The organism is Sphingomonas naphthae, from assembly GCF_028607085.1.
In the GTDB taxonomy this organism is placed as follows: Bacteria; Pseudomonadota; Alphaproteobacteria; order Sphingomonadales; family Sphingomonadaceae; genus Sphingomonas_Q; species Sphingomonas_Q naphthae.
The window spans coordinates 3,000,570-3,026,688 of record NZ_CP117411.1 but is presented as its reverse complement, the minus strand read 5'-3'; the positions used below and the strand labels follow the sequence as shown (position 1 = coordinate 3,026,688).

Genomic DNA, 26,119 nt, shown 5'->3' with positions numbered 1-26,119 from the left:
CAGAACATGGTGACGGGGCGACATCATTTTGAAAACCGCGCTGATCGATCGTTACCTGGCCCGGCTCATCACCGTTCCGCTGATCGCCACGCTGGTGATCGCGACGATGCTGTTCCTGCTCGACAAGATGCTCCGCCTGTTCGACTTCGTCGCGTCGGAGGGCGGGCCGGTCAGCGTCGTGTGGCGGATGCTGGCCAACATGATCCCCGAATATATGTCGCTCGGCATCCCGATCGGGCTGATGCTGGGCATATTGCTGGCGTTCCGGCGGCTGGCGACCTCGTCCGAGCTGGACGTGCTGCTGGCCTGCGGCTTCAGCTATCGCCGCCTGCTACGCACGCCCTATGTCTTCGCGATCGCGCTGGCGGGGCTCAACCTCGCCATCGTCGGCTTCGTCCAGCCTTATGCGCGCTACGCCTATGAGGGGCTGCGCTACGAGCTGCGGTCGGGCGCGCTGGGCGCGTCGATCAAGGTGGGCGAGTTCACCAAGCTCGGCCGGCGGATGACGCTCCGGGTGGAGGAGAGCCGCGAGAGCGGGCGCAAGCTGACCGGCATCTTCGTGCGGGCTGAGAGCGAGGACGGCAAGACGCTGGCGGTGACGGCGGCGGGCGGCCAGTTCATGGCGACCGACGACCCCAATACGATCATCCTGCGGCTGACCAACGGCGTGCTGGTCCACAACGCGCCGGGCTTCGTCACGCCGCGCGTGCTGAACTTCCAGAGCCACGATCTGCCGATCGATCTGCCGCGCATGGAGAGCTTCCGCCAGCGCGGCGGGCGGGACGGCGAGCTGACCATCCCCGAGCTGGCGGTGCTGGGGCACAAGGCGCCCGAGCAGAAATTGCGCAACGAAAGCCGCGCCGAATTCCATTTCCGCATGGTCGAGGTGGCGATGATGCTGCTGTTGCCGCTGCTGGCGGTGGCGCTGGCGGTGCCGCCCAAGCGATCGACCTCGGCGCTGGGCGTGTTCCTGTCGATCGTGATGATCGTCGCCTATCACAAGGTGAACGAATATGCCTCGGCGCTGGGGGCGCTGGGCAAGGTGGAGCCGATAATCGCTCTGTGGGTGCCCTTCTTCCTCTTCTCCGGCCTCGTCTGGTGGATGTACCGTACCTTGACGCAGGTGCCGGGCGGCCAGCCGATCGGCGCGCTGGAGCGGCAGTTCGACAAGCTGGGCAAGATGGTCGGCCGCTGGCTCAAACGCCGCAACCGCAAGGCGGCGGCGGTGCCCGCATGAACCTGAAATTCTTCGCCTCGCGCACGATCAGCCTCTACATGTCGCGGCTGTTCGTGGTGCGCTCGCTGTCGGTGCTGGCGGGCCTCGTGCTGATCCTGATGACGCTCGACCTGCTCGGCGAATCGGGTGACGTCCTCGCCTATCCGGGCAATGGCGACGCGCAGCTGTGGTATTATGTGTCGCTGCGCGCGCCGCAGTTGGTGGCGCGGTTCCTGCCCTTCGCGGTGTTGCTCGGCACGCTCATCACGCTCGCCACGCTCAACCAGAACAGCGAAGTGATCGCGATGAAGGCGGCGGGCGTCTCGGCCCACCAGATCCTCGCGCCGCTGGTGCTGGCCAGCGTCGTCATCGCCGCGCTGTCCTTCGGGTTCAACGATCGCATCGTCACCCGCGCCACCGCCACGCTGACGGCATGGCAGCAGGTGAAATACGGCCCCGTGCCGCCCTCGCGCGATGCGGCGGTGGACGTGTGGGTGCGCATCAACGACGATCTGATCCACGTCGATCAGGCGATCGGCCGGGGCGCCGCCACCAAGCTGCAAGGCATCACCTATTACGACCGCAACGGGCCGAGCCTCACCAAGATCGTCCATTCGGACAGCGCGGTGCAGGTGCCGGGCGGCTGGCAGTTGCGCGGCGCCAACGAGTTCGACGTGACGCAGGGCGTGATGCGCCGCTTGCCCGACATGATCGTCGGCAAGGATATCACGGCCGATCGCTTCACTCTGTCGAGCGTCGACGGCGACAGCCGCTCCTTCGGGGCACTGGCGACCGCCATCGCCGATCTGAAGGCCGCCGGCCGGCCCACCGCCAGCCTCGAGACCGTGCTGTGGCACAAGATTTCGGGGCCGATGTCGTCGATCCTGATGCCGCTGCTGGCGGGGGTCGCGGGCTTCGGTCTGGCGCGGTCGGGCAAGCTCTTCATCCGCGCGGTGATCGGCATGGGGCTGGGCTTCGCTTACTTCGTGGCCGATAATTTCGGCCTCGCGATGGGCAATCTCGGCGCCTATCCGCCGATCCTCGCCGCCTGGGCGCCGTTCGTCCTGTTCCTGCTGATCGGCGAGACGGTCCTCATCCGCACCGAGGAATGAGCGACGCGCCGGTCGCTTCGCCGATAGACGAGTCGCACGCCGCCCGGCGCAAGGCCGCCAAGGGCGTCGGCTCGGTCGCGGCGGCGCGGCTGGGCGCGGTGATCGAGGTGATCGCGCAGCCGGCCTACACCTGGCTGTTCGGCTTGCCCACCTACGGGCTCTACATGGTGCTGTGGAGCCTGGTGAACCTCGCCGAGAATATCTTCGATCTCGGCCAGACCAGCGCCTTGCAACGGGTGCTGCCGCAGGCGGAGACGAGCCAGCAGCGCGCGGCGGCGGTGCGCGGCGCGCTGCTGCTGGGGGTGGGGCCGAACATCCTGGTCGCCGGAATCGTCAGCCTCGCCGCGCCGCTGATCGCGCCGATCCTGAACGTCGCCGCCGCCGATCTGCCGCGTCTCGTCACCGCGATCCGCCTGTTCGCCTGGGCCTTGCCCTTGTGGGCGACGATCGAGGTGGCGACGTCGGCGCTGCGCGCGGCGCACGCCTTCGGCCCCGAAATCCGGCTGCGCATCCTGTGGGAACAGGTCGCCCGGCTCATCATGGCGGGGATTTTCGCGGGGCTGGGGCTGACGACGCTCGGCCTGCTCTCGGCCCATCTGTGCAGCCTCGCCATCACCGCCGCCCTCTCGTTGCGCCTGCTCAACCGCTATGTCCCGCTGGCCGAGGTGCTGGGCACGCGGTGCGACAAAGCGATGATGGCCAACCTCTTCTGGTCGGGCACGTCGGTGCTGCCCGCCAACATCCTCGCCCGGATGTTCACCGATCTGCCGACCGTGCTGGCCAATTTCCTCGCGCCCGGCGCGGCGGGCGCGGCGGCCTCGGGCCTCTACGCCATCGCCCGCAAGGTCGCCTCGATCGTCCAGATCGTGCGGCAGACCTTCAACTACGTCCTCGCCCCCGTCGCCTCGGCGGCGGCGCGCGGCGAGCGGGGGACGATCGAATCGCTCTACGGCTTCGCGGTGCGCGTCTCGCTGGCGGTGGCGGCGCCCACCGCCGCCGCGCTGATCGCGATCGGGCCGGCGCTGCTCGCCACCTTCGCCCATGGCAGCGAGGCGGCCTGGCCGATCCTGGCCATCCTCACCGCCGCCCGCGCGGCCGAGGCGGCGTTGGGGCCGGCGGGGGCGATCCAGCAGGTGATCGCCGGCCGCTTCCAGCAGGTCACCAACACTGCGCTCGGCGTGGCGACGGCGGCGCTGGCGCTGTTCATAGCAGCACCCACGCTCGGCGTGATCGGTATCGCCGTGGCGGTGGCGGTGGGGCAGGTGACGGTGGCGGCCTTCGCCGTCGCGCAGCTGGTGCGGCATGAAAAGCTGCACGGCTTCCAGCCACCGTTCCTGCGGACCCTGATCGTCACCCTTGCGGTATGCGCGGTCTTCCCGCTGCTGTGGCTGGCGCTGCGGAGCCTGCCCTTGTGGCTGGAGGGGCTGATCCTGTTTGCCGCCTGGCCGCCGCTCCTGTGGGTCGCGGCGCGCTTCGGCCTCGCCCCATCCGACAAACTGGCCTTCGGCAAGGCGGCGCGCACGCTTCGGCTTTGATCCCGCCCGAAAAGTGCCTCATTGCAGGTTCAGGGGCCGATGCCATATTCGGCCGGCTGCGCGTATGCGCCGGCCCCGTCAGAGCTTCGAGGATCGCCCGTGACCACTGCCACCGCCCGCCCCTCCTTCTGGAAGCGCCGCCATCACCTCGATCGGATGACGCTGAAGGAACTCGTGGTCGCCTATCTGCAATATCCGGCGATCCTTCTCTATCTGGGGCTGGCGGCTGTCGGCGTGGGCGTGTGGGTCGCGAACCCGGCGCCGCTGGTGCAGACGCTCGCCTCGGTAGCGGCGGCGATCCTGCTGTTCCCGGTCGTGTGGTACGTCCTCCACCGCTTCGTCCTGCACTCGCAGTGGATGTACAAAGTGAGCTGGCTTGCCTCGACGTGGAAGCGCATCCATTACGATCACCATCAGGATCCGAACCATCTGGAGGTGCTGTTCGGCTCGCCTTCCAACGTGGTGCCCACGGTGGCGATCGCGACGATCCCGGTCGGCTGGCTGATCGGCGGCATCGGCGGCGCGGCGGCGGCCTTCGCGACGGGGCTCGTCACCACCTGCGTCAACGAATTCTGCCACTGCATCCAGCACCTGTCGTACAAGCCGAAGAACAAGTGGCTGCTGGCGATGAAGACCCGCCACATGGCGCACCATTTCCACGACGAGACCGGCAATTTCGGGATCACCAACTTCCTGTGGGATCGCCTGTTCGGCACCTTCTACGGCAAGGTTTCGGATCGCAGGAAGAGCCCGACGGTGTTCAACCTGGGCTACACGCCCGAGGTGGCCGAGGTCTATCCCAGGGTCTCCGAACTGTCGGGCGGCGTCGCCACGGGCCACCCCTCGACCCGCATCCACTCGTAAACCGCGCCATGGCCGTCACCATCCGCCCGGTCGCCACCAAGGCCGACCGCAAGGCCTTCGTCGATCTGCCGTTCCGCCTCTATGCGGACAATCCCGCCTGGGTGCCGCCGCTGAAGGCCGAGGCGCTCGGCCTCATCACGCCGGGCAAGAACCCTTGGTTCGAGCATGGCACGGCGCAGCTGTTTCTGGCCGAGCGCGGCGGCAAGGTGGTGGGGCGCATCTCGGCGCATATCGATCATCTGTGGACGCCGATGGCGCCCGAGAAGGGCGGCGGCGCGGACAGCGGAAATTGGGGCTATCTCGATGCCGAGGACGAGGCCGTTGCGCAGGCGCTGATCGCGCAGGCGGAGGCCTGGCTGCGCGGGAAGGGCGTGAAGCGCTCGATCGGCCCGGTCAGCATCTCGATCTGGGAAGAGCCCGGCCTGCTCATCAAGGGGCACGACACGCCCCCCACGGTGATGATGGGCTATGACGATGCCCGCTACGAAGCGTGGGTCGAGCGCGCCGGCTATGCGAAGGTGAAGGATCTCCACACCTGGGAACTGGACATAACCCGCGCCTTCCCGCCGCTGATCCAGCGCGTGATATCGTCGGGCGAGAAGAACGCCCGCATCACCGTGCGCAAGGTGGACAAGAAGCGCTTCAACGAGGAAGCCGCGATCATCCTCGCGATCCTCAACGATGCCTGGTCGGATAATTGGGGCTTCGTGCCCTTCACCGACACCGAGATCGCCTTCGCCGGCAAGAAGATGAAGCCGATCATCTTCAACGATCTGGTCCGCATCGCCGAATATGACGGCGAGCCCGTCGCCTTCATGATGACCTGGCCCGATCTCAACGAGATGCAGGCCGATCTGAACGGCGAGCTGTTCCCGTTCGGCTTCATGAAGCTGTTGTGGCGGCTGAACGGCGGCTTTTCGGGCCGGCCGAAGGTACGCACGATGCGCGTGCCGCTGATGGGCGTGGTCAAGCGCCTCCAGTCGAGCCGGATGGCGAGCCAATTGGCCTTCATGATGATCGAATTCATCCGCCGCGATTCGGTGGCGGACTATGGCGCGACGCGCGGCGAGATCGGGTGGATCCTTGAGGACAATCAGGGGATGAATTCGATCGCGGAATCGATCGATTGCCAGATCAACAAGACGTATCGGATCTACGAAAAGGCGATCTGAGGGGCATCACCGCCCCGCGTTGCGCTGCCGCTCGAGCGCCTGTCGGCGGATTTCCATCGCCTGCCGGTCGTTCTCCAGCGCCTGCCGTTCGCCCTCGATGCGGGCACGGCCGGCTTCCCAGCGGCTCTGGGCGTTGCCGCTGAACTGGCCGCTGGCCTGCAACCGCTCGCGCTGATGCTCCCACGCCTCGCGCCGGCCCTCGAACGCCATCCGGCGCTGCTCGAAATCCATGCGGAGCTGTTCGCTGCGCAGGCGATATTGCTCGTCGGTCAGTCGGCCTGCGGATTGGGCGCGCTGGCGGTCGTTTTCGGCGCGCAGCCGGCCCATGTCGGCATCGGCACGGGCGCGGGCGGCGTTGGCGCGGGCCTGGGCCGCGGCATTGCTCTGCGCCTGCTGGCGCTGCGCCTCGGCGTTGCGCTGGGCCTGCTGGCGGTTGCGCTCCATGGCCGCCTGCGATGCCTGGTTGCGCTGCGCGTCGAGCTGCTGGTTCTGGATCTGGCGTTGCTGGTCGAGTTGCTGCTGCTGCGCCTGCGCCGCATCGCGGCCACGTTGCAATTCGGCCTGCTGGCGCGCCGCCTCGGCCTGGAGCCGGGTCGAATCGGGATAGGATTGGGCGTGCGCCGCCAGCGGCAGCGCGAGCGCCAGCAGGCTCAGCATCGGCAATCTCGACATGGCAAACCTCATCAATTCCGCAGCCACCCGTAGCATAGTCGCCTGAACGCGCGGTGACGCTTGAAGGCTGCGCTCGCTCGCGCGATGATCGGTGTCGACCAAGTGGAGCCCGCCCGATGACCCGCGACCCGCGTATCGACGCCTATATCGATGGTGCCCAGCCCTTCGCCCGGCCGATCCTCGCCCATGTCCGCGCGCTGATCCACGCCGCCTGCCCGGCGGTGGAGGAGACGATCAAATGGTCGCGTCCGCACTTCCTTTATCGCGGCAAGCAACTGGCCGGGTTGTCGGCGTTCAAGAGCCACGCCGCCTTCGGTTTCTGGCAGGGCTCGCTCGTCGCCGAGACCGATGCCGCGCCAACCGCGATGGGCCAGTTCGGCCGGCTGGAGACGGTGGCCGACCTGCCCGACGACGCGACGCTCACCGCGCTCATCCACAAGGCGATGGCGCTGATCGACGGCGGGGTGAAGGTGGCCCGCCCGCTGAAGCACGCCAAGCCGCCGCTGGAGGTGCCGCCCGACCTCGCCGAAGCGTTCGCCGCCACCCCGGCCGCTCAGGCGACCTACGATGCTTTCCCGCCCAGCCAGCGCCGCGAATATCTCGACTGGATCGCCGAGGCCAAGCGTTCCGAGACCCGCGCCAGACGGGTGGCCGATGCCGCGACATGGTTGGCCGAGGGCAAGCGCCGCAACTGGAAGTACGAGCAATGCTGAGCGAAGGCGGGGCGGCGATCGTCGCGAAACTGGGGCTGATCCCCCATCCCGAGGGCGGCCATTACCGCGAGACGTGGCGCGGGCCGGCGACGGGGGAGGGCAGCCGGCCGACCGCGACGGCGATCCTGTTCATGCTGGATCAGGGCGAGCGATCGCATTGGCACCGGGTGGACGCGGACGAGATCTGGCTGTGGCACGGCGGCGCCCCGCTCGACCTGTTGCGCGCGGCCGACGATGACGGCCCGGTCGAGCGCATCCGGCTCGGGCCGGACGTGCTGGCGGGGGAGACGCCGCAGGGCGTGATCCCGGCGGGCGCGTGGCAGGCGACCGAGGCGAACGAGGGCTGGGGGCTGGTGAGCTGCGTCGTGGCACCCGGTTTCGATTTCGCGGGTTTCACATTGGCGGCACCGGGCTGGGCGCCCGGTGGAGAGGAGATGACGGAAAGATGATGATCCTGACGATGGTGATGGCGCTCGCGGCGGCGGCGCCCTCTGCCGAGGCGGAGGCGCTCGGCCAGCGGATCGCCAGGACGGGCACGCTGGGCGCGATGCTGCCGCAGGCGACCGAGGCGGAAACCCAGCAGATGATCGCCGCCCACCCCGAACTCACCGACGCCGAGCGCGCGACATTGCGAGAGACGGGCGTGGAGGTGACGGAATCGGCGCTCGCCCGGCTGACCAAGGCGCTCGGCACGGCCTATGCGCAGATCCTGTCGGTTGAGGACATGGAGGCGATCGCCGCCTTCAACGAAAGCCCGGCGGCCAGCGCCTATCGCAAGGCCCAGCCGGTCGCGACGGCCAGCGCGATGAAATCGCTCGGCGGGCTGGACTTCAAGGGCGAGCTGACGGCGGCCTTCTGCAAGAAGACGGGGAAGCTGTGCGCGGCACCCAAGGGGAATCCGAACGGGCGGTAGGCGGCCTGCTCTAAACGCGCCGGTGGTTACTCCCTTGGCCCCCGCCGCGTCGCGTCGCTCACTTCCGCATCATGCCCGCTCTGGTCGCTGAAGAAGGCCAGCGCGAACAGGCCGCAGCCGATCAGCGTTGAGAAGAACACCCCGCCCAGCACGGCCACCACCATGTGCAGCCGGATCGGCCCGGACCAGCCGAGATAGGCCAGCACCGCGAACGCCAGCAGCACGCCGCCGATCGCGATGCGGATCAGCACCCGGCGCAGGCGCGCGATCGCCGCCGTCCGGCCTGTGCCGACGGCCAGCGGATCGCCCGCCATGGCCGTTATTCCTTGGGGGCTTCGCGCGGGGGCGAGCCGGGCGGGGGCGGATCGTTCTTGTGCTTGTCGATCGCCGCCTGCACCGCCGGGGGGATGCCCGTGTCGGCATTCTCGGCCGAATTGATCGCGAACAGCCCGATCAGCAGCGCCAGCACCGCCAGCACCACCACGACGGCGATGCTGCGCCGGTTATAGGATTCGCTGATGAAGCGATGCCAGCGCGCGCCGAGGGAAGAGCCGGTCTTGGGATCGTCGGGATGCACCATGGCGAAATCCTAAAGCCGCGAACCCGTGACGGCAACCTTATCCCGGAGGAGGGATCCCCGTCATTGCGAGCGGAGCGAAGCAATCCAGCCTCTCGACCGGACACCAGCGTCGGCGCTGGATTGCTTCGCTATGCTCGCAATGACGAAGGGGCTCAGCGCCAAGCGCTCAGCTTGCCGTCATTATCCAGCAGATACAGCGTGTTATTGGCGACGACCGGGCCAAGGTTGAACGACTTGCCCGCCTTCACGGTGGACAGGATATCGCCCTTGTCGAGCCCGACGCTGGCCAGCTTGCCGTCCGTGCTGGTCAGCAGCAGCCGGCCGCCGGCGAGGACCGGGCCGTACCAGCCGATCGGGTTCGTCTTCTTGCTCTCGTTCTTGTAGTGCGGCAGGTCCGCGATCCAGCGGACCTTGCCGGTGCCCTTGGCGATGCACAGCACCTGCGCCTGATCGGTCACCACGAACACCCATTCGCCCGCGACCCACGGCGTCGAGACACCGCCGACGTTCAGCTCCCACAGGCGCTGGCCGCTGACGAGGTCCATCGCGACCATGCGGCCGCCCTGGCCGATCGCATAGACATGGCCCTGATCGATCACCGGCGACGCGGTGATGTCCGACAGGGTCGAAACCGAGATGGAGATGCTGGTCGGCGACAGGGCATCCTGCCACACGGCGCGGCCATTTTCGTAGCGATAGGCCGAAAGCTCGCCGCTGGCGAAGCCCGCGACGACGGTGCCCTGCGCGATGGCGGGCGCGGCCGAGCCGAAGACGTGCGCCTGCGTCAGCGTCGCGGCGGCGCTCCACACCTGCTCGCCATTGGCGGGATTCAGCGCGAAGAGCTGGCCGTCCTGGCTGAGCGCATAGACGTTGCCGGCGCCGATCGCGGGGGCGCCGCGCATCGGGCCGCCGGGCTTCACCTTCCACGTCTCGGCGCCAGTCTTGGCGTCGAGCGCCACGACATTGCCGAGGCCCGACGTGGCGAAAACCTTGCCGTCGGCATAGCTCACGCCGCCGCCGAAGGCCGCGTTGCGATCCTCCTTGCCGGTCGCCAGCGAATGCTCCCACAGGCGCGAGCCCGTGCCGGCATCATAAGCGTGGACGGTGGCCGTGGCGTCGACCACGAACAATTTGCCCTCGCCGATCACCGGATTGGCGACGAGGCGCGCGCCCTTGGCGTCGCCGTCGATCGTCACGCTCCACGCGCGGGCGATCGTGGCGGGCAGGGCGACATGGCCGAGCGCCTTTTCCGCATTGCCGCCGGGCTGCGCCCAGGCGTCGTTGACGATCGCTTCCGGCCCGGCGACGGGCACGTCGATCAGGCCGGGATCGACATCGAGCCCCTGCTGCGCGCTCAGCACCGGGATGCGCTCGCCGATCACCGCCGTCTTGGGCTTGTTCGTCCCCTTGCCGCACCCGGCCACGATCGCGAGCGCGGACAGGCTCGCCAGCAGCAAAATCTTCTTCATCGAAAGGGGCGTCCTCAAGGCTTGGGCGTAAGGGTGACGGTGGCGGGGGTGGCCACGAAATCGGGGTCGATCGACTGGGCGAGGCGTGCCGTGCGGTCGCGGATCGACTGCGGCACCGTCGCGTCCTTCTGGATCGCGCGAATCGTGGCGATCGCGGGCTTGGTCTGGTTGGCCTTGATCTGCGCCAGCGCGGTGATTTCGGCGGCGCTGCCGAACCACGCCCCGCCCGGCACGGCGAGCGGCTTGACCAGGGCGATGATGTCGGCCGGCGGCGTGCGATCGAAATCGAGCGCGGCGGCGCGGATCGTGGCGATGTCGCGGTAGGGCTGGGGCGCCTTGCCGTCGGCGGCGACCTTGCGGAAGGCGATGGCGGCCTCCTTGTCCTTGCCTTCCTGGCTCAGCAGCGCGGCCTGGGCGACGGCGGCGGCGGCGGAATAGGCGGGGCTCGCATCGGCCAGCGCGGCGAACTTCTTCTTCGCCTCGGCCTCCTTGGCGGCCTTCTGCGCCTCGGGCGTGGCCGACAGGGTCGAAAGATCCTGCAACGCCACCGACAGCGCCTCGGCGGATTCGCCGGCCTCGGCGGAGCGATGGCTCTTCCACCAGATCGCGCCCGCGACGACGGCCAGGAACAGCACGACGGCGGCGATCAGCGTCCTGCCGTGGCGCTGCCACAGGTTCGCCATCTGGTCGCGGCGCAACTCGTCATCGACCTCGCGGACGAAGGCTTCGGAACTTTGGGGCGTCAGGGCCAAGCAAATATCTCCATCCCCGCACAGACACGCGGGCGCGCCCTTCTAGCGATGCTGTCACCTTAACGAAAGCTGTGCGTTGGGGGGTGTGTGCGGGGCGGTGTGCCCCGGCGCCACATATTCCCCGTTCGTCCTGAGCGAAGTCGAAGGACGTGCCCCAAGCGGTGTCATCCAGTCGCACGTCCTTCGACTACGCTCAGGACGAACGGGTTTGAGACAGGGCCGGCCTCTACCGCCGGCAATCCTCCACCACCCGCGTCGGCTCCGCCCACGCCGGCAGGATCAACGCGGGCCGCCCCGAAACCCCGATCGCCAGCCGCCCCCGCGAGAAAGCGATGCGGTCGAGGAACGGATCGCGCGCCGCGAACCACGCGCCCTGGTAGGGCGGGCCGCCCGGCAGCGAACCGGGCATCGCCACCGCCGGTACCTGCCCGTTGCCGCTCGACGTCTGCACCGTCAGCGTCTGCGCGCCGGTGCCGGGCAGGGTCACCGCCACCATCCGCCGCCCCAGATCGCAGCGCAGCACCACGTCGGGCTCTACCCCCGGTCGCCCGAACACCGCCTGCGGCCCGCGCGGATCGGCGACGAAGCTCCACCGCCCCACCGTCACCGCCGCCTCCCGCCAATCCTGCGACAAAGCGACCGGCGCCGCCGGCACCGTCGCGGCGACGGGCGCCTGCGCCACCTGCGGCGTCTTCTGCTCGACGCAGGCGGCGAGAGCGACGAGGGCACCCAGCCCGACACATCTGCAAACCCGCCCAAGCACGCGCATTCTCCCAGCCCCGTCCTGTTCCCTATCGCCGATCGGGGTGCCTCGACAAGGCGTTGCACGCCCCCTGTCCTACAGGCCCCGCTTGCGCCTATCGTCGCCCCATGAGCGATTCGATTTCCCGGCGCCTAGAGCCCGAACTCACCCTGCGCGGCCTCGTGCTGGGTGCTGCGATTACCCTGCTGTTCACGGCGGCCAACGTCTATCTCGGCCTCCGGGTCGGCCTCACCTTCGCCACCTCGATCCCGGCGGCCGTCATCTCGATGGCGCTGCTTCGGATGGCCAAGAGCGCGGGCATCCTCGAGAACAATATCGTCCAGACGGTCGCGTCGGCGGCGGGCACGCTGTCGGCGGTGATCTTCGTCGTGCCGGGCCTCGTGATGGTCGGCTGGTGGGCGGAAATCCCCTTCTGGCAGACCTTCGCGATCTGCGCGACGGGCGGGCTGCTCGGCGTCCTCTTCTCGGTGCCGCTGCGCCGCGCGCTGGTGACGGGCACGGACCTGCCCTTCCCCGAGGGCGTCGCCGCCGCCGAAGTGCTGAAGGTCGGCGTGCAATCGCGCGAGGGCACGGCCGAGAGCAAGGCGGGGCTGAAGATGCTCGGGCTCGGCACGCTTCTGTCGGGCGGCTACGCCATCCTCGGCGGGATGAAGCTGGTCGCGCTGGAGGCGGCGGCCTTCTGGCGGGTCGGCGGCGCGGCGATGGGGACGAGCTTCGGCTTTTCGATGGCGCTGGTCGGCGCGGGGCATCTCGTCGGGCTGTCGGTGGGCCTCGCGATGTTCGCGGGGCTTGTCATCGCCTTCTTCGCCGCCACCCCCTATTTGACCTGGGCGCAGGCCACGGTCGGCCCGGCGGCCGAGGCGGCGCTGGACGTGTGGGCGCATCAGGTGCGCTTCATCGGCGCCGGCGTGATCGGCATCACCGCGCTCTACGCGCTGGCCAAGCTGGTCGCGCCGATCGCCCGGGGCCTCGCCGAAGCCGCCGCCGCGTCCAGGGCGCGCAAGCTGGGCGGCGGGGGCCTGCCGGTGGAGGAGCAGGATCTGCCCGTCGGCATCGTCGGCGGCGGGGCGCTGCTGCTGCTGCTGCCGATCGGTTTCCTGCTGGCGAATTTCCTGGGCACGACATCGCTGGCGGACAATGCGCCGCTGCTGATCGGCGGCGCGCTGATCTTCGTGCTTGTCGTCGCGGCGTTCGTGGCGGCGGTGTGCGGCTATATGGCGGGGCTGATCGGCGCGTCGAACAGCCCGCTGTCGGGTGTCGGCATCCTCGCGATCATCGCCGCGACCCTGCTGCTGGTGCCGATCGCGACGCAGGCGACCCAGGCGCCGCTGGTGGCCTTCGCCTTGTTCGTCACGGCGATCGTGTTCGCCAGCGCGACCATCGCCAACGACAATCTTCAGGATCTCAAGACCGGGCAATTGGTCGGCGCGACGCCGTGGAAGCAGCAGGTGGCGCTGATGCTGGGCGTGCTGGCGGGCGCGGTGGTGATCCCGCCGATCCTGGAACTGCTCAACAAGGCCTATGGCTTCGCGGGCGTGCCCGGCGCCAATCCGGCAACGGCGCTGGGCGCCCCACAGGCGCAGCTGATCTCGGCGCTGGCCAAGGGCGTGCTGGCGGGCGATCTCGACTGGAGCCTGATCGGCGCGGGCGGATTGCTGGGGATCGTGCTGATCGCGATCGACGGCGCGCTGGGCAAGGCGGGGCTGATGCGCCTGCCGCCGCTGGCGGTGGGGCTCGGCATCTACCTGCCGGGCAGTTCGACGCTGGCGGTGACGTTGGGCGCGGTCGTCGGCCACCTGTTCGAGAAGCGCCACCGCGACGAGGGCACGCGCCGCACCGGCGTGCTGCTCGCATCGGGGCTGATCGTGGGCGAAAGCCTGTTCGGCGTGGCGCTGGCGGGCCTGATCGTGGCGACCGGCAGCGGCAGCCCGCTGGCGGTGGTGGGCGAGGCCTTCGAGGGCTGGGCCGTGCTGGTCGGCATGGCGATGTTCGCCGCCTTCATCGCGATCGCCTACACGCGGGCGGGCAAGCGGGTGGTGATCTGACAGCGGACGGCCGCGACCCCGCCCCTATGGCTCCACGCCGCAGCTGCGGCCACCAATCAGCATAGCCGAACGCCGCCGTCACTCTCGAACGTATAGCCCTCGTGGCTTTCAGCTTCGCATCAGCTTCAGGGCCCAGAGAGGTCTGCATAAGCGATGGAGGTGAGGCGCGATGCACATATTCTGCGATTTCGACGGCACGATCACGACTCGTGACACGACCGACCTGATCCTCTCGCAGCTCGCCGATTGATCGGCGTGGAGGCGCGCGCCGCCTGGGCCGACAACCGCTTCGTGCGCAGCCGCTTCGGCATGGACGCCGCCGGCCGGCCGCTGATCGCCCGCCAGCGCCCGCCGCAATAAGCCACCGCCGGCCTCGCTTTGATGGGGATGCAGCATGTCGGCGGCCGCTGGAGCGTCGTCGCGCAGGCCAACCGGGATCGTCTGCTCGGCACGGAAACCCGCCCGCTGATCGCGACCCGCTGGCTGGATCAGGTGACGATCGGCGTGACCCGCCACTTCGGCCGCTGATCCATGGCCCGCTTGGCTTTTGTGGCGGGGCGGTCCTAATGGCGCCCATGCGAACCCTGCTGGTGGAGGATGATCGGCTGCTCGGCTCCGCGCTCAAGCGCGGGCTGGAGACGGCCGGGCATCGCGTCGACTGGGTGACGGCGGGCGACGATCTCGTCGCGGCGAGCCCGGCCGAAATGTACGATATCGTCCTGCTCGATCTCGGGCTGGAGGGGATGCCGGGGATCGAGGCGCTGCGCATCCTGCGCGCCCGGCACGACGACACCCCCGTCATCATCATCACCGCGCAGGACCGGCAGGCGCAGAAGGTGGCCGGCCTCGATGCCGGGGCAGACGATTATCTGGTCAAGCCGCTCGATCTGGACGAGGTGCTGGCCCGTATCCGCGCGCAGGTCCGCCGCGCCGATCGCCGGTCGAGCGACATGGTGGTGACGGGCGACATCCGCCTAGACCTGACCGGCCGGGTCGCGTGGCGCGGCGAGGAGCGGGTGGCGATCACCGCCAAGGAATATCGCCTGCTCGCCATGCTGATGCGCCGCGCCGGCCGCTTCGTGTCGAAGGCCGATCTGGAAGCGGGCCTCTACGACGACGAGACCGAGATCGAGAGCAACACGATCGAGGTCGCCGTGTCGGCGCTGCGCCGCAAGTTCGGCAAGGATGCGATCCTGACGGCGCGGGGCCTCGGCTACATGATCCCCAAATGAGGAAGGCGCGGTCATCCCTGGCCGCGCGCCTCTATGGCCGGCTGCTGCTGCTGACGATCCTCATCAGCGTCGCCATGGCGCTGACCGTGCTCCATGTCGCCCGGCGCCAGATCAAGCATGAGGCCGACGTCGATCTCATCACCGCCGCCGACACGCTCTACGCGCTGATGGCCGAGGAGCTGGACGACGTGCGCGCCGAAGGGCGCACCATCTCGCTGGCCGAGGATGTACTGAGCGACGAGGATCTCGACGCCTTCGAGCGATCGGCCGACTGGCGGATGTTCATGATCTCGCGCGACGGGCGCAAGCTGGTCGGGTCGGACAGCGCGCCGCCGATCCACCTGCTGCCCACCAAAGCCGGCCTCAAGACGGTGCGGATCGGCGGGGTGGCGTGGCGCATCTACAGCCTCGCCGTGCCGCGCGATCATCTGCTGATCCAGGTGGGCGAACAGCGCGCGATCCGCAACGCGCTGATCTGGAACGTGGCGCGCGATCTGGTGTGGCCGGTGCTGCTGCTGGTCGGCGGCAGCGCGATCCTGCTGTGGCTGGCGTTGCAGGGCGGGCTGTTCCAGCTTCGCCGGCTCGGCAGCTCGCTCGGCGAGCGCCAGCCGGGGGACACGCATCGCTTCGATCTGGCGGAATGGCCGCGCGATCTGGTGCCGCTGGTGGTGACGCTCAACGATCTGTTCGGCCGGATCGAGGCGGTGCTGGCGCGCGAGCGACAGTTCACCGACGATGCCGCGCACCAGCTCCGCACGCCGCTGTCGGCCCTCAAGCTCCAGCTTCAGGCGCTCGTGCGGATCGAGGATGCGGGGCAGCGCGCCGAACTCACCGTCGACGTGATCGCCGCGATCGATCGGGCAGCGGCGCTGGTGTCGCAAATGCTGCTGCTGGCGCGGCTCGATGCGGCGCGGCTGACGGTGCAGCCGGTCGATGTCGTCGCCGTCGTCGGCGAGGTGATGGCCGATCAGGCTTTGGTCGCGGCGCGGCGCTCGATCCAGCTCGATCTGGACGCGGAGGGCGAAACCACGCTGGAGGGCGATGCGCTGCTTCTCCGCCTCGCGCTTGCCAACCTCCTCGAAAACGCCATCAAATATGGGCCGGAGGGCGCGATCGTGACGGTGCGGCTTACCGACACGGCCGATGCGCTGCGCATCGCCGTGATCGATCGCGGCGCGGGCATACCACCCGGCGAGCGCGACGCGGTGCGCGCGCGCTTCCATCGCGGATCGGCGGCGGGGTCGGACGGGGCCGGCCTCGGCCTCGCGATCGTCGGATCGGCCATCGCCGTGATCGGCGGCACGCTGGAGTTCGCCGACCCGATCGACGAGGACGGATTCGCGGCAATCCTCATTTTTCCGCGCCACGGCTGAGCTTCAGCTTCGCATCAGATTGACCGGCTAGCCGGGGCATGAACGCCCGCTAACCCAGGTCAGCCGATGTCACAGAGCCACATTGCACCGCCTCTTCCGTCCGTCCCCGCGCTGTCGCCCGATCGGCAGCGGCGCTATCTGATGATGGGGGGCGGGGGGCTGGTCGCCGTTCTGCTGGCCGCCGCCGGCATCAGCCATGTCACGGCGCCCGCGCCGGCGGCCGAACAGGCGCCGACCGATGGCCGTTTCCACCCCACGAAGGATCAGCTTTCCGGGCTTGGTCTGCTGGCGGTCGGATCGGGCCATGCGATCGACACGCTGACCGCGACGGGCATGATCTCGGTGGACGAGGATCACAGCACGCCGGTGCTGCTGCCCTTCTCGGGGCAGGTGACGCAGGTGCTGGTCGAGGCGGGCGAGACCGTCAGCGCCGGCCAGCCGCTGATGAAGGTCGCCACTTCCGAATTCGTCGATGCCCGCAACGGGCTGTTCGCGGCCGCCGCGCAGCGCGCCAGCGCCGTCTCCGCCCTCTCGATCGCGCAGGAAACGGCGCGTCGGCAGGAAGCCATCTTCCGCACGGCGGGCGGCGCCGAGAAGGATTATCGCCAGGCGCAGAACGAGCTGATCGCCGCGCAATCGGCCGCGCGCAGCGCCGACGCCGGGCTGGGCGCCGCCCGCGATCGCCTCTCGATCCTCGGCAAGAGCCCGCGCGAGATCGCCGCGCTGGAGCGGTCCAACGAGGTGGAGGGCATCCGCGCCGAGACCACGCTCCACGCGCCCGTCGGCGGCATCGTCGCCGCGCGCGCCGTCGCCCCCGGCCAATATGTCGGGGCGGGCGGGGACAAGCCGGTGATGGTAATCGCCGATCCGCGCCGCGTGTGGCTGGTCGCGCAGCTCGCCGAGAGCGATGCGTCGGCGGTGAAGCTGGGCGACATGGTCGACGTGACCACGCCCGCGCTGCCCGGCCGCGTGTTTCACGCCACGATCGACAATGTCGCGGCGCAGCTCGATCCGGTCAGCCACCGCCTGCCGGTCCGCGCGACCGTCGCCAACGCCGATGGCGCGCTCAAGCCGCAGATGTTCGCCAGCTTCTCGATCCACACCCGCAGCGAGGCGGGCGCGATGCTCGTGCCCGGCTCGGCCGTGATCCGCGAGGGTGATGCCGCGCGCGTCTGGGTGATGAACCGCGACGGTTCGCTCTCGGGCCGCCCGGTCACAGTTGCCGAGGGTGGCGACGGCAAGGTGCGCATCCTCTCCGGCCTGCACGTCGGCGAGCGGATCGTCACCTCGGGCGCGATCTTCGTGAACGAAGCGGGGATCGACGGATGAATGGTCTCGTCCGCTTCGCGCTGCGCCAGCGAATCCTGATCCTCGTCATGCTGGCGGCGATGCTGCTGGCGGGCGGCATCGCCTTCAAGAATCTCAACATCGAGGCGTATCCCGATCCGGTCCCGCCGATGGTCGAGATCCTCACCCAGGGCCCCGGCCTTTCGGCCGAGGAGATGGAACGCAACGTCACCATCCCGATCGAGGTGCAGATGGCGGGCATCCCGCATCTCACCGCGGTGCGGGCGATCTCGCTGTTCGGCCTGTCCGACATCCGCATCCAGTTCAGCTACGACGTCAGCTTCGAGGAAGCGCAGCAGAAGGTCATCAACCGCCTGTCGCAGCTGGGGCCGCTCGTCGGTGGCGCGCAGCCGCAGATTTCCCCCACCAGCCCGATCGGCGAAATCTATCGCTACCGGCTGAAGGCCCCCGCCGGCTATTCGGTGATGGACCTCAAGACCCTTCAGGATTGGGTGCTGCAACGCCGCCTGAAGCGCATCCCCGGCGTGATCGACGTGACCGGCTGGGGCGGCAAGCTGCGCGATTACGAAGTGGTGGTCGATAACGACCGGCTCGTCGCGCACAACGCCACCATCGGGCAATTGCTCGCCGCGATCGGCAAGAGCGACGGCAATGTCGGCGCGCAGACGATCAACTTCGGCCCGCAGGCGGCCATCGTGCGCGGCGTCGGCCTGATCCAGTCGGCCGATCAGGTGCGCAACATCCTCGTCACCACCAATGCCGGCAATCCGGTGCTGCTGGGCGACGTGGCCTCGATCCGCATCGGCAACCAGCCGCGCCTCGGTATCGCCGGCACCGGCCAGGACGACGACGTGGTGATGGGCGTGGTGCTGATGCAGCGCGGCGCGCAATCCATGCCCACGATCGAGGCGGTCAAAAAGGAGATCGCCACCATCAACTCGTCCGGCATCCTGCCGCCGGGCGTCAGCATGGAGCGGATCTACGACCGCTCCGACCTGATCGAGCTGACCACCCACACCGTCATGCACAATCTGGTCGAGGGCATCGTCCTCATCTTTCTGCTGCAATGGCTGTTCCTGGGCAATCTGCGCAGCGCCATCATTGTCGCCACCACCATCCCCTTCGCGCTCGCCTTCGCGGTGATGATCCTCACCATACAGGGCGAATCCGCCAATCTTCTGTCGGTCGGCGCGCTCGATTTCGGTCTGGTGGTGGATGCCAGCGTCATCATCGTGGAGAATATCTTCCGCCACATGGTCGAGCGATCGAGGCATGTGGAACAGGGCGTCGGCCATTTCACGCCCGCGTCGCGCATGTCGGCGATCCTCCATGCCTCGCAGGAGGTCAGCCGCGGCATCTTCTTCGCCGCCGCGATCATCATCGCCAGCTTCATCCCGCTGTTCACCCTGACGGGGGTGGAGGGCCACATCTTCGGCCCGATGGCCAAGACCTACGCTTATGCCATCGGCGGCGGCCTGCTCGCCACCTTCACCGTCTCGCCGGTGCTGGCCGCGATGCTGCTGCCGGACAAGCTGGACGAGGTGGAGACGCGCGTGGTCCGCTGGCTGCGCGGCCTCTATCGCCCGGCGGCGGCCTTCGCGCTCGCCAACCGGACGCTGGTGCTGGGCGGCACGGCGCTGCTGCTCGTCACCGCCGTGATCGGGGTGCGCTCGCTCGGCGTGGAATTCCTGCCGCATCTGGAGGAGGGCAACCTCTACATCCGCGCCAGCCTGCCCGCGTCCATCTCGCTGGAGGAGGGGCAGCCGATCGTGAACGGCATCCGCAAGATCATCGCGAGCTATCCCGAAGTGGCGGCCACCGCCTCCACGCAGGGGCGGCCCGATGACGGCACCGACCCGACCGGCTTCTTCAACGCCGAATTCTTCACGCCGCTCAAGCCGTTCGACCAATGGCCATCGGGCATGACGAAGGACAAATTGACCGACGAGCTGGGCGCCCGGCTGCGCGCTAAATATCCCGGCGTCGACTTCGCCTTCTCGCAATATATCGAGGATGGCGTGGAAGAGGCGTCGTCGGGCGTGAAGGGCGCCAATTCGGTCAAGGTGTTCGGCCCCGATCTCAAGACGCTGGAGGATATCGCCAGCCGCATCCAGACCGAGATGGGCCAAGTGCGCGGCATCACCGATCTCGGCGTGTTCCGCGCGCTCGGCCAGCCGACCGTCCGCATCGACATCGATCGCCAGCGCGCCTCGCGCTACGGCCTGACGCCCGACGACATCAACGCGACCGTCTCGGCCGCGATCGGCGGGCAGGCGGCGGGCGACCTGTACGAGACGGGCACCGATCGCCACTTCCCGATCGTCGTCCGCCTGCGGCCGGAGGAACGCGAGAGCCTCGACGCGCTCAAGCGCATCACCATCGGCGCGCCATCGTCGACGGGGCAGGGTCTGGTGCAGGTGCCGCTGTCCGAGGTGGCCGACGTCCACATGACCTCGGGCGCGTCCTTCATCTATCGCGAGCATCAGGAACGCTACATCCCGATCAAGTTCAGCGTGCGCGATCGCGATCTGGGCGGTGCCGTCGGCGAGGCGCAGGCGCGCGTGATGGAAAAGGTGAAGCTGCCGCCGGGCTACCATCTCGAATGGGCGGGCGAGCTGGGCAATCTCGACAGCGCGACCCACCGGCTGGAGATCGTCGTGCCGATCAGCCTCGCGCTCATCCTAGTGCTGCTCTACGCCAATTTCAGCTCGCTCACCGATACGCTGCTGGCCTTCGGGGTGATCCCGATGGCGGTGATCGGCGGGGTGCTGGCGTTGGCGCTGACCGGCACGGCCTTCTCCATCTCCGCCGCGATCGGCTTCGTCGCCCTGTTCGGCATCGCCGTGATGGACGGCATCCTGATGGTGACGACCTTCAATCAGGCGATAGACGAGGGGCTCGACCGGGTCGGCGCCATCGCCACCATGATCGAACATGGCCTGCGCCCGGTGGTGATGACCTGCCTCGCCGCCGCGATCGGCCTGCTGCCCGCTGCCCTGTCGAACGGCATCGGCAGTCAGGTGCAGAAGCCGCTCGCGCTGGTCGTGGTCGGCGGCATGACGCTCGCGCCCGTGCTGATCCTGCTCGTCCTGCCCGTGCTGATCGACCGCTTCTCGCGCCATGTCCGCCCGCAGGATCGCGGCGCCCATGGCCAGGACATGAGCCAGATCGGCCACACCCCGACGCTCGCCGGAGAGCCCGCATGAGCCGCCGCTCCGTTCGTATCGCCGCCTGCACGCTGCTCCTCCTGAGCGGGGCGGCGCAGGCCCTCGGGCCGGTCAAGCCCGACACACACGCCTCGCTGGCGCCGGCCGGATCGCCCGGCTTCGTCGCCCGCACCATCGCCCCCGATGCCGGGCCGGCGCAGCGGATCGCCGCGATGCCGCCGGTGGCGGGCGGCGCGTGGTGGACGGCCTTCGCCAACGCCGACCTCGACGCGCTGGTCGATCGCGCGCTGGCGGCCAACGAGGATATCAAGGTCGCCGAAGCCGCGCTCGTGCAGGCGCGCGAGCAGGGCAGGGCGGCCTCGGGTCAGGCGCTGCCGCAGATCGACGCCGGCTATCAGGCGCAGCGCGCCCGCACGTCGGCCGCCATCGCCCCGCCCCTGGCCGATCCGGCGAACATGCTCTACACGCTGCACACCGCGCAGCTGGGCGTAACCTATCCGCTCGATCTTTTCGGCGGCACGCGCAGCCGCATCGCCTCGGCCCGCGCCGCCGCCGACGTGCAGGGCCATCGCACCGATGCGGCGCGGCGGATGGTAGTCGCCAATCTCGTCCTCGCGGTGATCCAGCACGGGATGCTTTCGGCCGAAATCCGCGCCAGCGGCGACAGTATCGACGCCAACCAGCGGCTGCTCGACATGCTCCGCCGCCGCCAGCAGCTGGGCGACGTGGGCGCGACCGACGTGGCCGCGCAGGAAGCCTCGCTCGCGGCGGCGCGGATGGCGCTGCCGACGCTGCAACATGCGCGCGATCACCAGACCGCGCTGATCGCGACCCTGCTCGGCGTGGCGCCCGGCAACCCGTTGCCGCCGCTGCCCGCGCTCGACGCGCTGACCCTGCCGGCGGACCTGCCGCTGACCTTGCCGGCCGAGATCGTGCAAAGCCGGCCCGACGTGGCGGCGGCCGAGGCGCAGATGCGCGGCGCGGCGGCCGACGTCGGCACCGCCATCGCCGCGCGCCTGCCCTCGATCCAGCTGAGCGCGCAGGTGGGTGGCAGCGCGACGAAGTTCGGCGACATGTTCGTGGGCGGCAATCCCTTCTGGAGCTTGATCGGCGGGCTCACCCAGCCGCTGTTCCACGGCGGGGCTTTGCTCCATCAGAAACATGCCGCCGATGCCGCGCTGAAGGGCGCCGAGGCGCAATATCGCGGCGCGGTGCTCCAGGCCTTCGCCGACGTGAGCGACGCGCTGTCCGGCCTCGACGCCGACGCCGCCGCGCTCGATGCCGCCACCCTCGGTGACGCGGCGGCCGGCCGCAACCTCGCCTACGTCACCCGCCAGCTCCAGCTGGGCGACGTCGGCACGCTGACCCTCCTCAACGCCACCAGTGTCCGCGCCAACGCCGCCCTCCAGCTCATCCAGACCCGCGCGGCGCGGATGAGCGACACGGTCGCCTTCTTCCAGGCGACCGGGGCGGGGGTGGTGCCGCGCTAATTGCGAAAATAAGGCACGGTGAGGGGCTCGACGGTCCGTGTTAAGGCCGGCGCATGACCAATTCCGATCATATCGCGATCGTCGGCGGGGGCTTTTCCGGCAGCCTCCTGGCGATCAACCTGCTGCGTCACGACGGGCCACGCGCAACCCTGATCGAGCGCCGCTCGCGACAATTGGGGCGGGGTGTCGCCTATAGCGCGGCGCACCCCAGCCACCTGCTGAATGTCCGCGCCGGCAATATGAGCGCGCTGCCCGACGATCCCGATCATTTCGTGCGCTGGCTGGCCGCGCGTGGTGAGGGTGATCGTGCCACCTTCGTGCCGCGCACCACCTACGGCCTCTACCTGCGCGAGATGCTGGACGAGGCGATCGTCCGGTCCAACGGGCGACTGGTGCAGATCGAGGGCGAGGTGACCGCGCTTGACGGGGCCGGCGCTACCCAGCGCCTCACCATGGCGGACGATGGCGTCATCGCCGTCGACCGGGTGGTGCTGGCGCTTGGCAACCTGCCGCCGCATACCCCGCCCGGTCTCGATCCGGCCGCCTTGCCGGGGGGCGTCTATCGCGCCGATCCCTGGGCGTCGGACATCGCCGAGGGGTTGCGGGCCGACGATGTGGTGGTGCTGATCGACACCGGCCTTACGGCGGTGGATGCGGCGCTGCTGCTCGATGCGCGTGGTTTCGGGGGCATGATCCTCGCCGTTTCGCGGCGCGGCCTTGCCCCCCGTCGCCATGTCGATGGCGGCATCGCCTTGCCCGGCCTGCTCGACAAGCCGCAGGGCGGCAGTGGCGACATCATCCGCCAGGTCCGCGGGCGCGCCGCGCAGCACGGATGGCGCGCGGCGGTCGATGAGCTGCGCCCGGTGACGCAGATGCTGTGGGCCTCGGCGCCGGAAGATCTGCGCGCGCGCTTCCTCCGCCACCTGCGGCCATATTGGGACGTGCATCGCCATCGCCTCGCGCCGCGCGTGGCCGATCGGATCGATGCGCTGGTGGCCGAGGGACGCTTGCGCTTTACGGGCGGCAGGCTTGTCGACGCGGTGGGCGATGGCAGCCATGCCGATCTGCGCTGGCGCCCACGGGGCGAGGCGCAGGCGATGGTCACCCGCACCGCGCGCATCGTCAATTGCACCGGGCCGCAGGGCGATCTGCTCCGATCGGACGAATCCCTGATCCGCCACCTCGTCGCAACCGGCACCATCCGCCCCGATCCGCTGCGGCTGGGGCTCGACGTCGATGCCCAGTCCCATGCCTTGCGCGCCGATGGCGGCCGCAACGAGCGCCTCTATGCCATCGGCCCGATGACACGCGGCGGTCTGTGGGAAGTCGTGGCCGTGCCCGATATTCGCCAGCAGGCGTGGTCGCTGGCCCGCCGCCTCTCCAACGCGCATTGGGTGGGGGGCGAAGGCCTGTAGATCGCACCAGGCCACTACCCCGATCGATCGGCGCGCACAAAAAAGGCCGCCGCGGTCGCCCGCGACGGCCATCTCTTGCTATCCCGGAGGGATCAGTTGGCGCTGGCGAGCATCGTCGCGCCGCGCGCTTCTTCCAGCGCGAAGGAGACGCTGCTGGCGCCCATCGTGCCGCGCACGCGGCCGTTGGCGACGCGCAGGTAGAAGGGCTTGTTGTCCTCGATGCTGCGGCCGGTCAGCACATAGCTGTCGCCCTTGACGATCTTCTCGCCTTCGAAATGCAGGCCATCACGCTCGAACTGGAACGGCTCGGCCAGCGCCGGAGCGGCGACAGCGACGGCGACGGTGGCGAGAAGGAGCTTGAACTTGGTCATTGGATCTATCCTTGGCTGCTGTGTCAGCGCCGGACAGTCACCCTCGTATGTTCTCTTGTCGCCGCATTGATGCTGCACTGCGGCATTCTCTACAATTCCAAAGAACAATAGTATGATTGCGCGCTACGCAATCGTCCCCGCAACACAAGGGCCGCCCCATCGGGACGGCCCTCGCGACGCGGCTAACTACCGCGATCCTGTCGGTCTCCGCGGTCAGCGGCGATCGGCATCCCGATCCTGGCGATCGCGATTCTCGCCGGCCTTGCCGATGCCGGTATCCGTATCGTGCGTGCGGTTCGGATCGACGGCGTCGCGATCGCGCTGCTCGGAACCCTGCTGGTTCTGCTGGCGATCGGCCTGCTGGTTGCGGTCCTGCTGCTGGTTGCCGGCATTGTTGCCGGGCTGCATATTATTGTCGGCCATGGAGACTTCTCCTTCGCTCTCAATGGGATCCGGGTGGGATCGCATGGAGGAAGAGCGCCCTGCCGCGCGCTTCGTTCCGGTCGATGCGGCCAGCCGATGCCCGATGCGACGTTCTGCGCCCGACATGATCGCCCGGACCGTCGCCCGATCATCGGTTGCGCCCCCGCCCTTGGCCGCTAAAGGCCGGAAACGGGAAATTCGGGAGTAAGTGCGGGATGGCGACGCCGCTGAAGGTCGGGATCGCGGGGCTGGGCAATGTCGGCGCCGGCGTGGTGAAGCTGCTGGCGAAGAATGGCGCGCTGGTCGCGCGCCGCGCCGGCCGCCCGATCGCCGTCACCGCCGTCGCCGCGCGCGACCGGACGCGCGATCGCGGCATCGACCTTGCCGGGCTGGCGTGGGAGGACGATGCCGTGGCGCTGGCCCACCGCGACGACGTGGATGTCGTGGTCGAACTGATCGGCGGATCGGACGGGCCGGCGCTCACCCTGGCGCGCGCCGCGCTCACCGGCGGCAAACCCTTCGTCACCGCCAACAAGGCGATGCTGGCGCACCATGGGCTGGAGCTGGCGAAAGCCGCCGAGGCGGCCGGCGTGGCGCTGCGTTACGAGGCGGCGGTCGCGGGAGGCATCCCGGTCATCAAGGGGCTGAGCGAGGGCGCCGCCGCCAATGTGATCGCGCACGTCTATGGCGTGCTCAACGGCACCTGCAATTACATCCTGACCGCGATGGAGCAGCAGGGTCGCGACTTTTCCGAGGTGCTCGCCGAGGCGCAGGCGCTGGGCTATGCCGAGGCCGATCCCAGCTTCGACATCGACGGCGTCGATGCCGCGCACAAGCTCTCGATTCTCGCCAGCCTCGCGTTCGGCGCGGCGATCGATTTCGATGGTGTCGGCATCACCGGCATCCGCCACATCATCGCCGCCGACATCGCCGAGGCGGCGTCGCTCGGCTATCGCATCCGGCTGGTCGGCTTCGGCGAGGCCGGGCCGCACGGCCTGTTCCAGCGCGTCCACCCCTGTCTGGTGCCGATGGATCATCCGCTGGCGCATGTGACGGGCTCGCTCAACGCGGTGGTGGCGGAGGGCGATTTCGTCGGCCGGCTGCTGTTCCAGGGGCGCGGCGCGGGCGAGGGGCCGACCGCGAGCGCGGTGGTCGCCGATCTCGTCGATATCGCGCGCGGCGGCACCGGCCCGGCCTTCGCCATGCCGGTCGACAGCCTCGCCCGGCTCGAGCGTGCCCCCGCCGGCCGCCGCCGGGGCCGCGCCTATCTGCGCTTCACCGTCAGCGACCGGCCGGGCGTGCTGGCCGAGTTGACGGCGGCGATGCGCGACGCGGGCGTCTCGATCGAAAGCCTCATCCAGCGCGGCGCCGCCGCCGATGGCAGCGTGCTGCTGGTGATGGTGACGCACGAGGGGCCGGAGGAAAGCGTGGCGCACGCGCTGGAGCGGCTGGAAGGCTCGCAGAGCCTGATCGGCGCGCCGATGCTGATGCACATATTGGATAGCTGAAGCGTTGCACGGGGCGCCGGCTTCCG

The 26,119-nt window shown here is 69.2% G+C and carries 25 protein-coding genes; 17 read left to right on the top strand and 8 right to left on the bottom strand.

Features of this window, described 5'->3' with window-relative positions; translation table 11 throughout:
• Positions 1 to 25: 25 nt before the first annotated feature.
• The 5 genes from lptF (at position 26) to PQ455_RS14505 (ending at position 5,899) form a co-directional block, all read left to right on the top strand.
• Positions 26 to 1,237 (top strand): LPS export ABC transporter permease LptF, encoded by a 1,212-nt coding sequence (gene lptF / locus PQ455_RS14525; protein ID WP_273691385.1) that lies wholly within the window; start codon positions 26 to 28, stop codon positions 1,235 to 1,237.
• Entirely contained in the window at positions 1,234 to 2,328 is a 1,095-nt protein-coding gene (gene lptG / locus PQ455_RS14520; RefSeq protein ID WP_273686813.1) for an LPS export ABC transporter permease LptG, read from the top strand. Before lptF ends, lptG begins: the two co-directional genes overlap by 4 nt.
• Positions 2,325 to 3,863, top strand: coding sequence for a lipopolysaccharide biosynthesis protein (locus PQ455_RS14515; protein ID WP_273686812.1), 1,539 nt, complete (start codon positions 2,325 to 2,327; stop codon positions 3,861 to 3,863). Before lptG ends, PQ455_RS14515 begins: the two co-directional genes overlap by 4 nt.
• Before the next feature lie 156 nt (positions 3,864 to 4,019).
• Positions 4,020 to 4,727 carry a sterol desaturase family protein gene (locus PQ455_RS14510; protein ID WP_273691383.1) on the top strand — a complete coding sequence of 236 codons (708 nt, stop codon included), beginning with the start codon at positions 4,020 to 4,022 and terminating at the stop codon, positions 4,725 to 4,727.
• 8 nt (positions 4,728 to 4,735) lie between these two features.
• A complete protein-coding gene (locus PQ455_RS14505; RefSeq protein ID WP_273686811.1) occupies positions 4,736 to 5,899 on the top strand; it encodes a GNAT family N-acetyltransferase in 1,164 nt (387 codons plus the stop codon).
• A 6-nt stretch (positions 5,900 to 5,905) separates the two neighbouring features.
• Here PQ455_RS14505 and PQ455_RS14500 read toward each other — a convergent pair whose 3' ends face one another.
• Positions 5,906 to 6,571 carry a hypothetical protein gene (locus PQ455_RS14500; protein ID WP_273686810.1) on the bottom strand — a complete coding sequence of 222 codons (666 nt, stop codon included), beginning with the start codon at positions 6,569 to 6,571 and terminating at the stop codon, positions 5,906 to 5,908.
• Positions 6,572 to 6,687: 116 nt separating this feature from the next.
• Here PQ455_RS14500 and PQ455_RS14495 point away from each other — a divergent pair, with 116 nt between their 5' ends.
• The 3 genes from PQ455_RS14495 to PQ455_RS14485 are packed head-to-tail and all read left to right on the top strand — an operon-like array spanning position 6,688 to position 8,197.
• Positions 6,688 to 7,284, top strand: a complete 597-nt coding sequence (locus PQ455_RS14495) for a YdeI/OmpD-associated family protein (RefSeq protein ID WP_273686809.1) — start codon at positions 6,688 to 6,690, stop codon at positions 7,282 to 7,284.
• Complete coding sequence (locus tag PQ455_RS14490) at positions 7,278 to 7,733, top strand: cupin domain-containing protein (RefSeq protein WP_273686808.1); 456 nt, start codon at positions 7,278 to 7,280, stop codon at positions 7,731 to 7,733. The genes PQ455_RS14495 and PQ455_RS14490 overlap by 7 nt, the downstream gene beginning before the upstream one ends.
• Entirely contained in the window at positions 7,730 to 8,197 is a 468-nt protein-coding gene (locus PQ455_RS14485; RefSeq protein WP_273686807.1) for a DUF2059 domain-containing protein, read from the top strand. The genes PQ455_RS14490 and PQ455_RS14485 overlap by 4 nt, the downstream gene beginning before the upstream one ends.
• Before the next feature lie 26 nt (positions 8,198 to 8,223).
• Here PQ455_RS14485 and PQ455_RS14480 read toward each other — a convergent pair whose 3' ends face one another.
• The 5 genes from PQ455_RS14480 to PQ455_RS14460 all read right to left on the bottom strand — a co-directional run bounded on the left by PQ455_RS14480 (position 8,224) and on the right by PQ455_RS14460 (position 11,761).
• Entirely contained in the window at positions 8,224 to 8,511 is a 288-nt protein-coding gene (locus PQ455_RS14480) for a hypothetical protein (protein WP_273686806.1), read from the bottom strand.
• Positions 8,512 to 8,516: 5 nt separating this feature from the next.
• Positions 8,517 to 8,777, bottom strand: coding sequence for a hypothetical protein (locus tag PQ455_RS14475; RefSeq protein ID WP_273686805.1), 261 nt, complete (start codon positions 8,775 to 8,777; stop codon positions 8,517 to 8,519).
• Positions 8,778 to 8,929: 152 nt separating this feature from the next.
• The gene (locus tag PQ455_RS14470; protein WP_273686804.1) at positions 8,930 to 10,246 is read right to left on the bottom strand and encodes a PQQ-like beta-propeller repeat protein; all 1,317 of its coding nucleotides are present in this window, start codon (positions 10,244 to 10,246) and stop codon (positions 8,930 to 8,932) included.
• Between the two features lie 14 nt (positions 10,247 to 10,260).
• Positions 10,261 to 10,998 carry a tetratricopeptide repeat protein gene (locus PQ455_RS14465; RefSeq protein WP_273686803.1) on the bottom strand — a complete coding sequence of 246 codons (738 nt, stop codon included), beginning with the start codon at positions 10,996 to 10,998 and terminating at the stop codon, positions 10,261 to 10,263.
• Between the two features lie 226 nt (positions 10,999 to 11,224).
• Positions 11,225 to 11,761: a hypothetical protein gene (locus PQ455_RS14460; RefSeq protein ID WP_273686802.1), complete on the bottom strand. Its 537-nt coding sequence runs from the start codon at positions 11,759 to 11,761 to the stop codon at positions 11,225 to 11,227.
• A 107-nt stretch (positions 11,762 to 11,868) separates the two neighbouring features.
• Between PQ455_RS14460 and PQ455_RS14455 the strand changes: the two genes are divergently transcribed.
• From PQ455_RS14455 to PQ455_RS14420, 8 genes are all read left to right on the top strand, one after another.
• Positions 11,869 to 13,806 carry an OPT family oligopeptide transporter gene (locus tag PQ455_RS14455; protein WP_273686801.1) on the top strand — a complete coding sequence of 646 codons (1,938 nt, stop codon included), beginning with the start codon at positions 11,869 to 11,871 and terminating at the stop codon, positions 13,804 to 13,806.
• Between the two features lie 381 nt (positions 13,807 to 14,187).
• The gene (locus PQ455_RS14450; protein ID WP_273686800.1) at positions 14,188 to 14,334 is read left to right on the top strand and encodes a hypothetical protein; all 147 of its coding nucleotides are present in this window, start codon (positions 14,188 to 14,190) and stop codon (positions 14,332 to 14,334) included.
• 38 nt (positions 14,335 to 14,372) lie between these two features.
• Complete coding sequence (locus tag PQ455_RS14445; protein WP_273686799.1) at positions 14,373 to 15,038, top strand: response regulator transcription factor; 666 nt, start codon at positions 14,373 to 14,375, stop codon at positions 15,036 to 15,038.
• On the top strand, positions 15,035 to 16,411 hold the full coding sequence (locus tag PQ455_RS14440; protein WP_273686798.1) for an ATP-binding protein: 1,377 nt from the start codon (positions 15,035 to 15,037) through the stop codon (positions 16,409 to 16,411). The genes PQ455_RS14445 and PQ455_RS14440 overlap by 4 nt, the downstream gene beginning before the upstream one ends.
• A gap of 66 nt (positions 16,412 to 16,477) precedes the next feature.
• Positions 16,478 to 17,740, top strand: coding sequence for an efflux RND transporter periplasmic adaptor subunit (locus tag PQ455_RS14435; RefSeq protein WP_273686797.1), 1,263 nt, complete (start codon positions 16,478 to 16,480; stop codon positions 17,738 to 17,740).
• The gene (locus PQ455_RS14430) at positions 17,737 to 20,925 is read left to right on the top strand and encodes an efflux RND transporter permease subunit (RefSeq protein ID WP_273686796.1); all 3,189 of its coding nucleotides are present in this window, start codon (positions 17,737 to 17,739) and stop codon (positions 20,923 to 20,925) included. The genes PQ455_RS14435 and PQ455_RS14430 overlap by 4 nt, the downstream gene beginning before the upstream one ends.
• Positions 20,922 to 22,376, top strand: coding sequence for an efflux transporter outer membrane subunit (locus PQ455_RS14425; protein ID WP_273686795.1), 1,455 nt, complete (start codon positions 20,922 to 20,924; stop codon positions 22,374 to 22,376). Before PQ455_RS14430 ends, PQ455_RS14425 begins: the two co-directional genes overlap by 4 nt.
• Positions 22,377 to 22,429: 53 nt before the next feature.
• Complete coding sequence (locus PQ455_RS14420; protein ID WP_273686794.1) at positions 22,430 to 23,791, top strand: FAD/NAD(P)-binding protein; 1,362 nt, start codon at positions 22,430 to 22,432, stop codon at positions 23,789 to 23,791.
• Between the two features lie 92 nt (positions 23,792 to 23,883).
• Here PQ455_RS14420 and PQ455_RS14415 read toward each other — a convergent pair whose 3' ends face one another.
• The gene (locus PQ455_RS14415) at positions 23,884 to 24,162 is read right to left on the bottom strand and encodes a hypothetical protein (protein ID WP_273686793.1); all 279 of its coding nucleotides are present in this window, start codon (positions 24,160 to 24,162) and stop codon (positions 23,884 to 23,886) included.
• Between the two features lie 213 nt (positions 24,163 to 24,375).
• Complete coding sequence (locus PQ455_RS14410) at positions 24,376 to 24,585, bottom strand: hypothetical protein (RefSeq protein WP_273686792.1); 210 nt, start codon at positions 24,583 to 24,585, stop codon at positions 24,376 to 24,378.
• 215 nt (positions 24,586 to 24,800) lie between these two features.
• Here PQ455_RS14410 and PQ455_RS14405 point away from each other — a divergent pair, with 215 nt between their 5' ends.
• Positions 24,801 to 26,093, top strand: coding sequence for a homoserine dehydrogenase (locus tag PQ455_RS14405; protein ID WP_273686791.1), 1,293 nt, complete (start codon positions 24,801 to 24,803; stop codon positions 26,091 to 26,093).
• Positions 26,094 to 26,119 lie beyond the last annotated feature (26 nt).

Excerpts from the sequence above, each read along its gene's own strand:
- PQ455_RS14475 (WP_273686805.1), bottom strand. The coding sequence starts at position 8,777 with ATGGTGCATCCCGACGATCCCAAGACCGGCTCTTCCCTCGGCGCGCGC.
- PQ455_RS14515 (WP_273686812.1), top strand. The coding sequence starts at position 2,325 with ATGAGCGACGCGCCGGTCGCTTCGCCGATAGACGAGTCGCACGCCGCC.
- PQ455_RS14425 (WP_273686795.1), top strand. The coding sequence starts at position 20,922 with ATGAGCCGCCGCTCCGTTCGTATCGCCGCCTGCACGCTGCTCCTCCTG.
- PQ455_RS14430 (WP_273686796.1), top strand. The coding sequence starts at position 17,737 with ATGAATGGTCTCGTCCGCTTCGCGCTGCGCCAGCGAATCCTGATCCTC.
- PQ455_RS14445 (WP_273686799.1), top strand. The coding sequence starts at position 14,373 with ATGGCGCCCATGCGAACCCTGCTGGTGGAGGATGATCGGCTGCTCGGC.
- PQ455_RS14435 (WP_273686797.1), top strand. The coding sequence starts at position 16,478 with ATGTCACAGAGCCACATTGCACCGCCTCTTCCGTCCGTCCCCGCGCTG.
- PQ455_RS14485 (WP_273686807.1), top strand. The coding sequence starts at position 7,730 with ATGATGATCCTGACGATGGTGATGGCGCTCGCGGCGGCGGCGCCCTCT.
- PQ455_RS14505 (WP_273686811.1), top strand. The coding sequence starts at position 4,736 with ATGGCCGTCACCATCCGCCCGGTCGCCACCAAGGCCGACCGCAAGGCC.
- PQ455_RS14415 (WP_273686793.1), bottom strand. The coding sequence starts at position 24,162 with ATGACCAAGTTCAAGCTCCTTCTCGCCACCGTCGCCGTCGCTGTCGCC.
- PQ455_RS14495 (WP_273686809.1), top strand. The coding sequence starts at position 6,688 with ATGACCCGCGACCCGCGTATCGACGCCTATATCGATGGTGCCCAGCCC.
- PQ455_RS14420 (WP_273686794.1), top strand. The coding sequence starts at position 22,430 with ATGACCAATTCCGATCATATCGCGATCGTCGGCGGGGGCTTTTCCGGC.
- PQ455_RS14490 (WP_273686808.1), top strand. The coding sequence starts at position 7,278 with ATGCTGAGCGAAGGCGGGGCGGCGATCGTCGCGAAACTGGGGCTGATC.
- PQ455_RS14510 (WP_273691383.1), top strand. The coding sequence starts at position 4,020 with ATGACGCTGAAGGAACTCGTGGTCGCCTATCTGCAATATCCGGCGATC.
- PQ455_RS14455 (WP_273686801.1), top strand. The coding sequence starts at position 11,869 with ATGAGCGATTCGATTTCCCGGCGCCTAGAGCCCGAACTCACCCTGCGC.
- PQ455_RS14500 (WP_273686810.1), bottom strand. The coding sequence starts at position 6,571 with ATGTCGAGATTGCCGATGCTGAGCCTGCTGGCGCTCGCGCTGCCGCTG.
- lptG (WP_273686813.1), top strand. The coding sequence starts at position 1,234 with ATGAACCTGAAATTCTTCGCCTCGCGCACGATCAGCCTCTACATGTCG.
- PQ455_RS14450 (WP_273686800.1), top strand. The coding sequence starts at position 14,188 with ATGGGGATGCAGCATGTCGGCGGCCGCTGGAGCGTCGTCGCGCAGGCC.
- PQ455_RS14480 (WP_273686806.1), bottom strand. The coding sequence starts at position 8,511 with ATGGCGGGCGATCCGCTGGCCGTCGGCACAGGCCGGACGGCGGCGATC.
- PQ455_RS14470 (WP_273686804.1), bottom strand. The coding sequence starts at position 10,246 with ATGAAGAAGATTTTGCTGCTGGCGAGCCTGTCCGCGCTCGCGATCGTG.
- PQ455_RS14405 (WP_273686791.1), top strand. The coding sequence starts at position 24,801 with ATGGCGACGCCGCTGAAGGTCGGGATCGCGGGGCTGGGCAATGTCGGC.
- PQ455_RS14440 (WP_273686798.1), top strand. The coding sequence starts at position 15,035 with ATGAGGAAGGCGCGGTCATCCCTGGCCGCGCGCCTCTATGGCCGGCTG.
- PQ455_RS14410 (WP_273686792.1), bottom strand. The coding sequence starts at position 24,585 with ATGGCCGACAATAATATGCAGCCCGGCAACAATGCCGGCAACCAGCAG.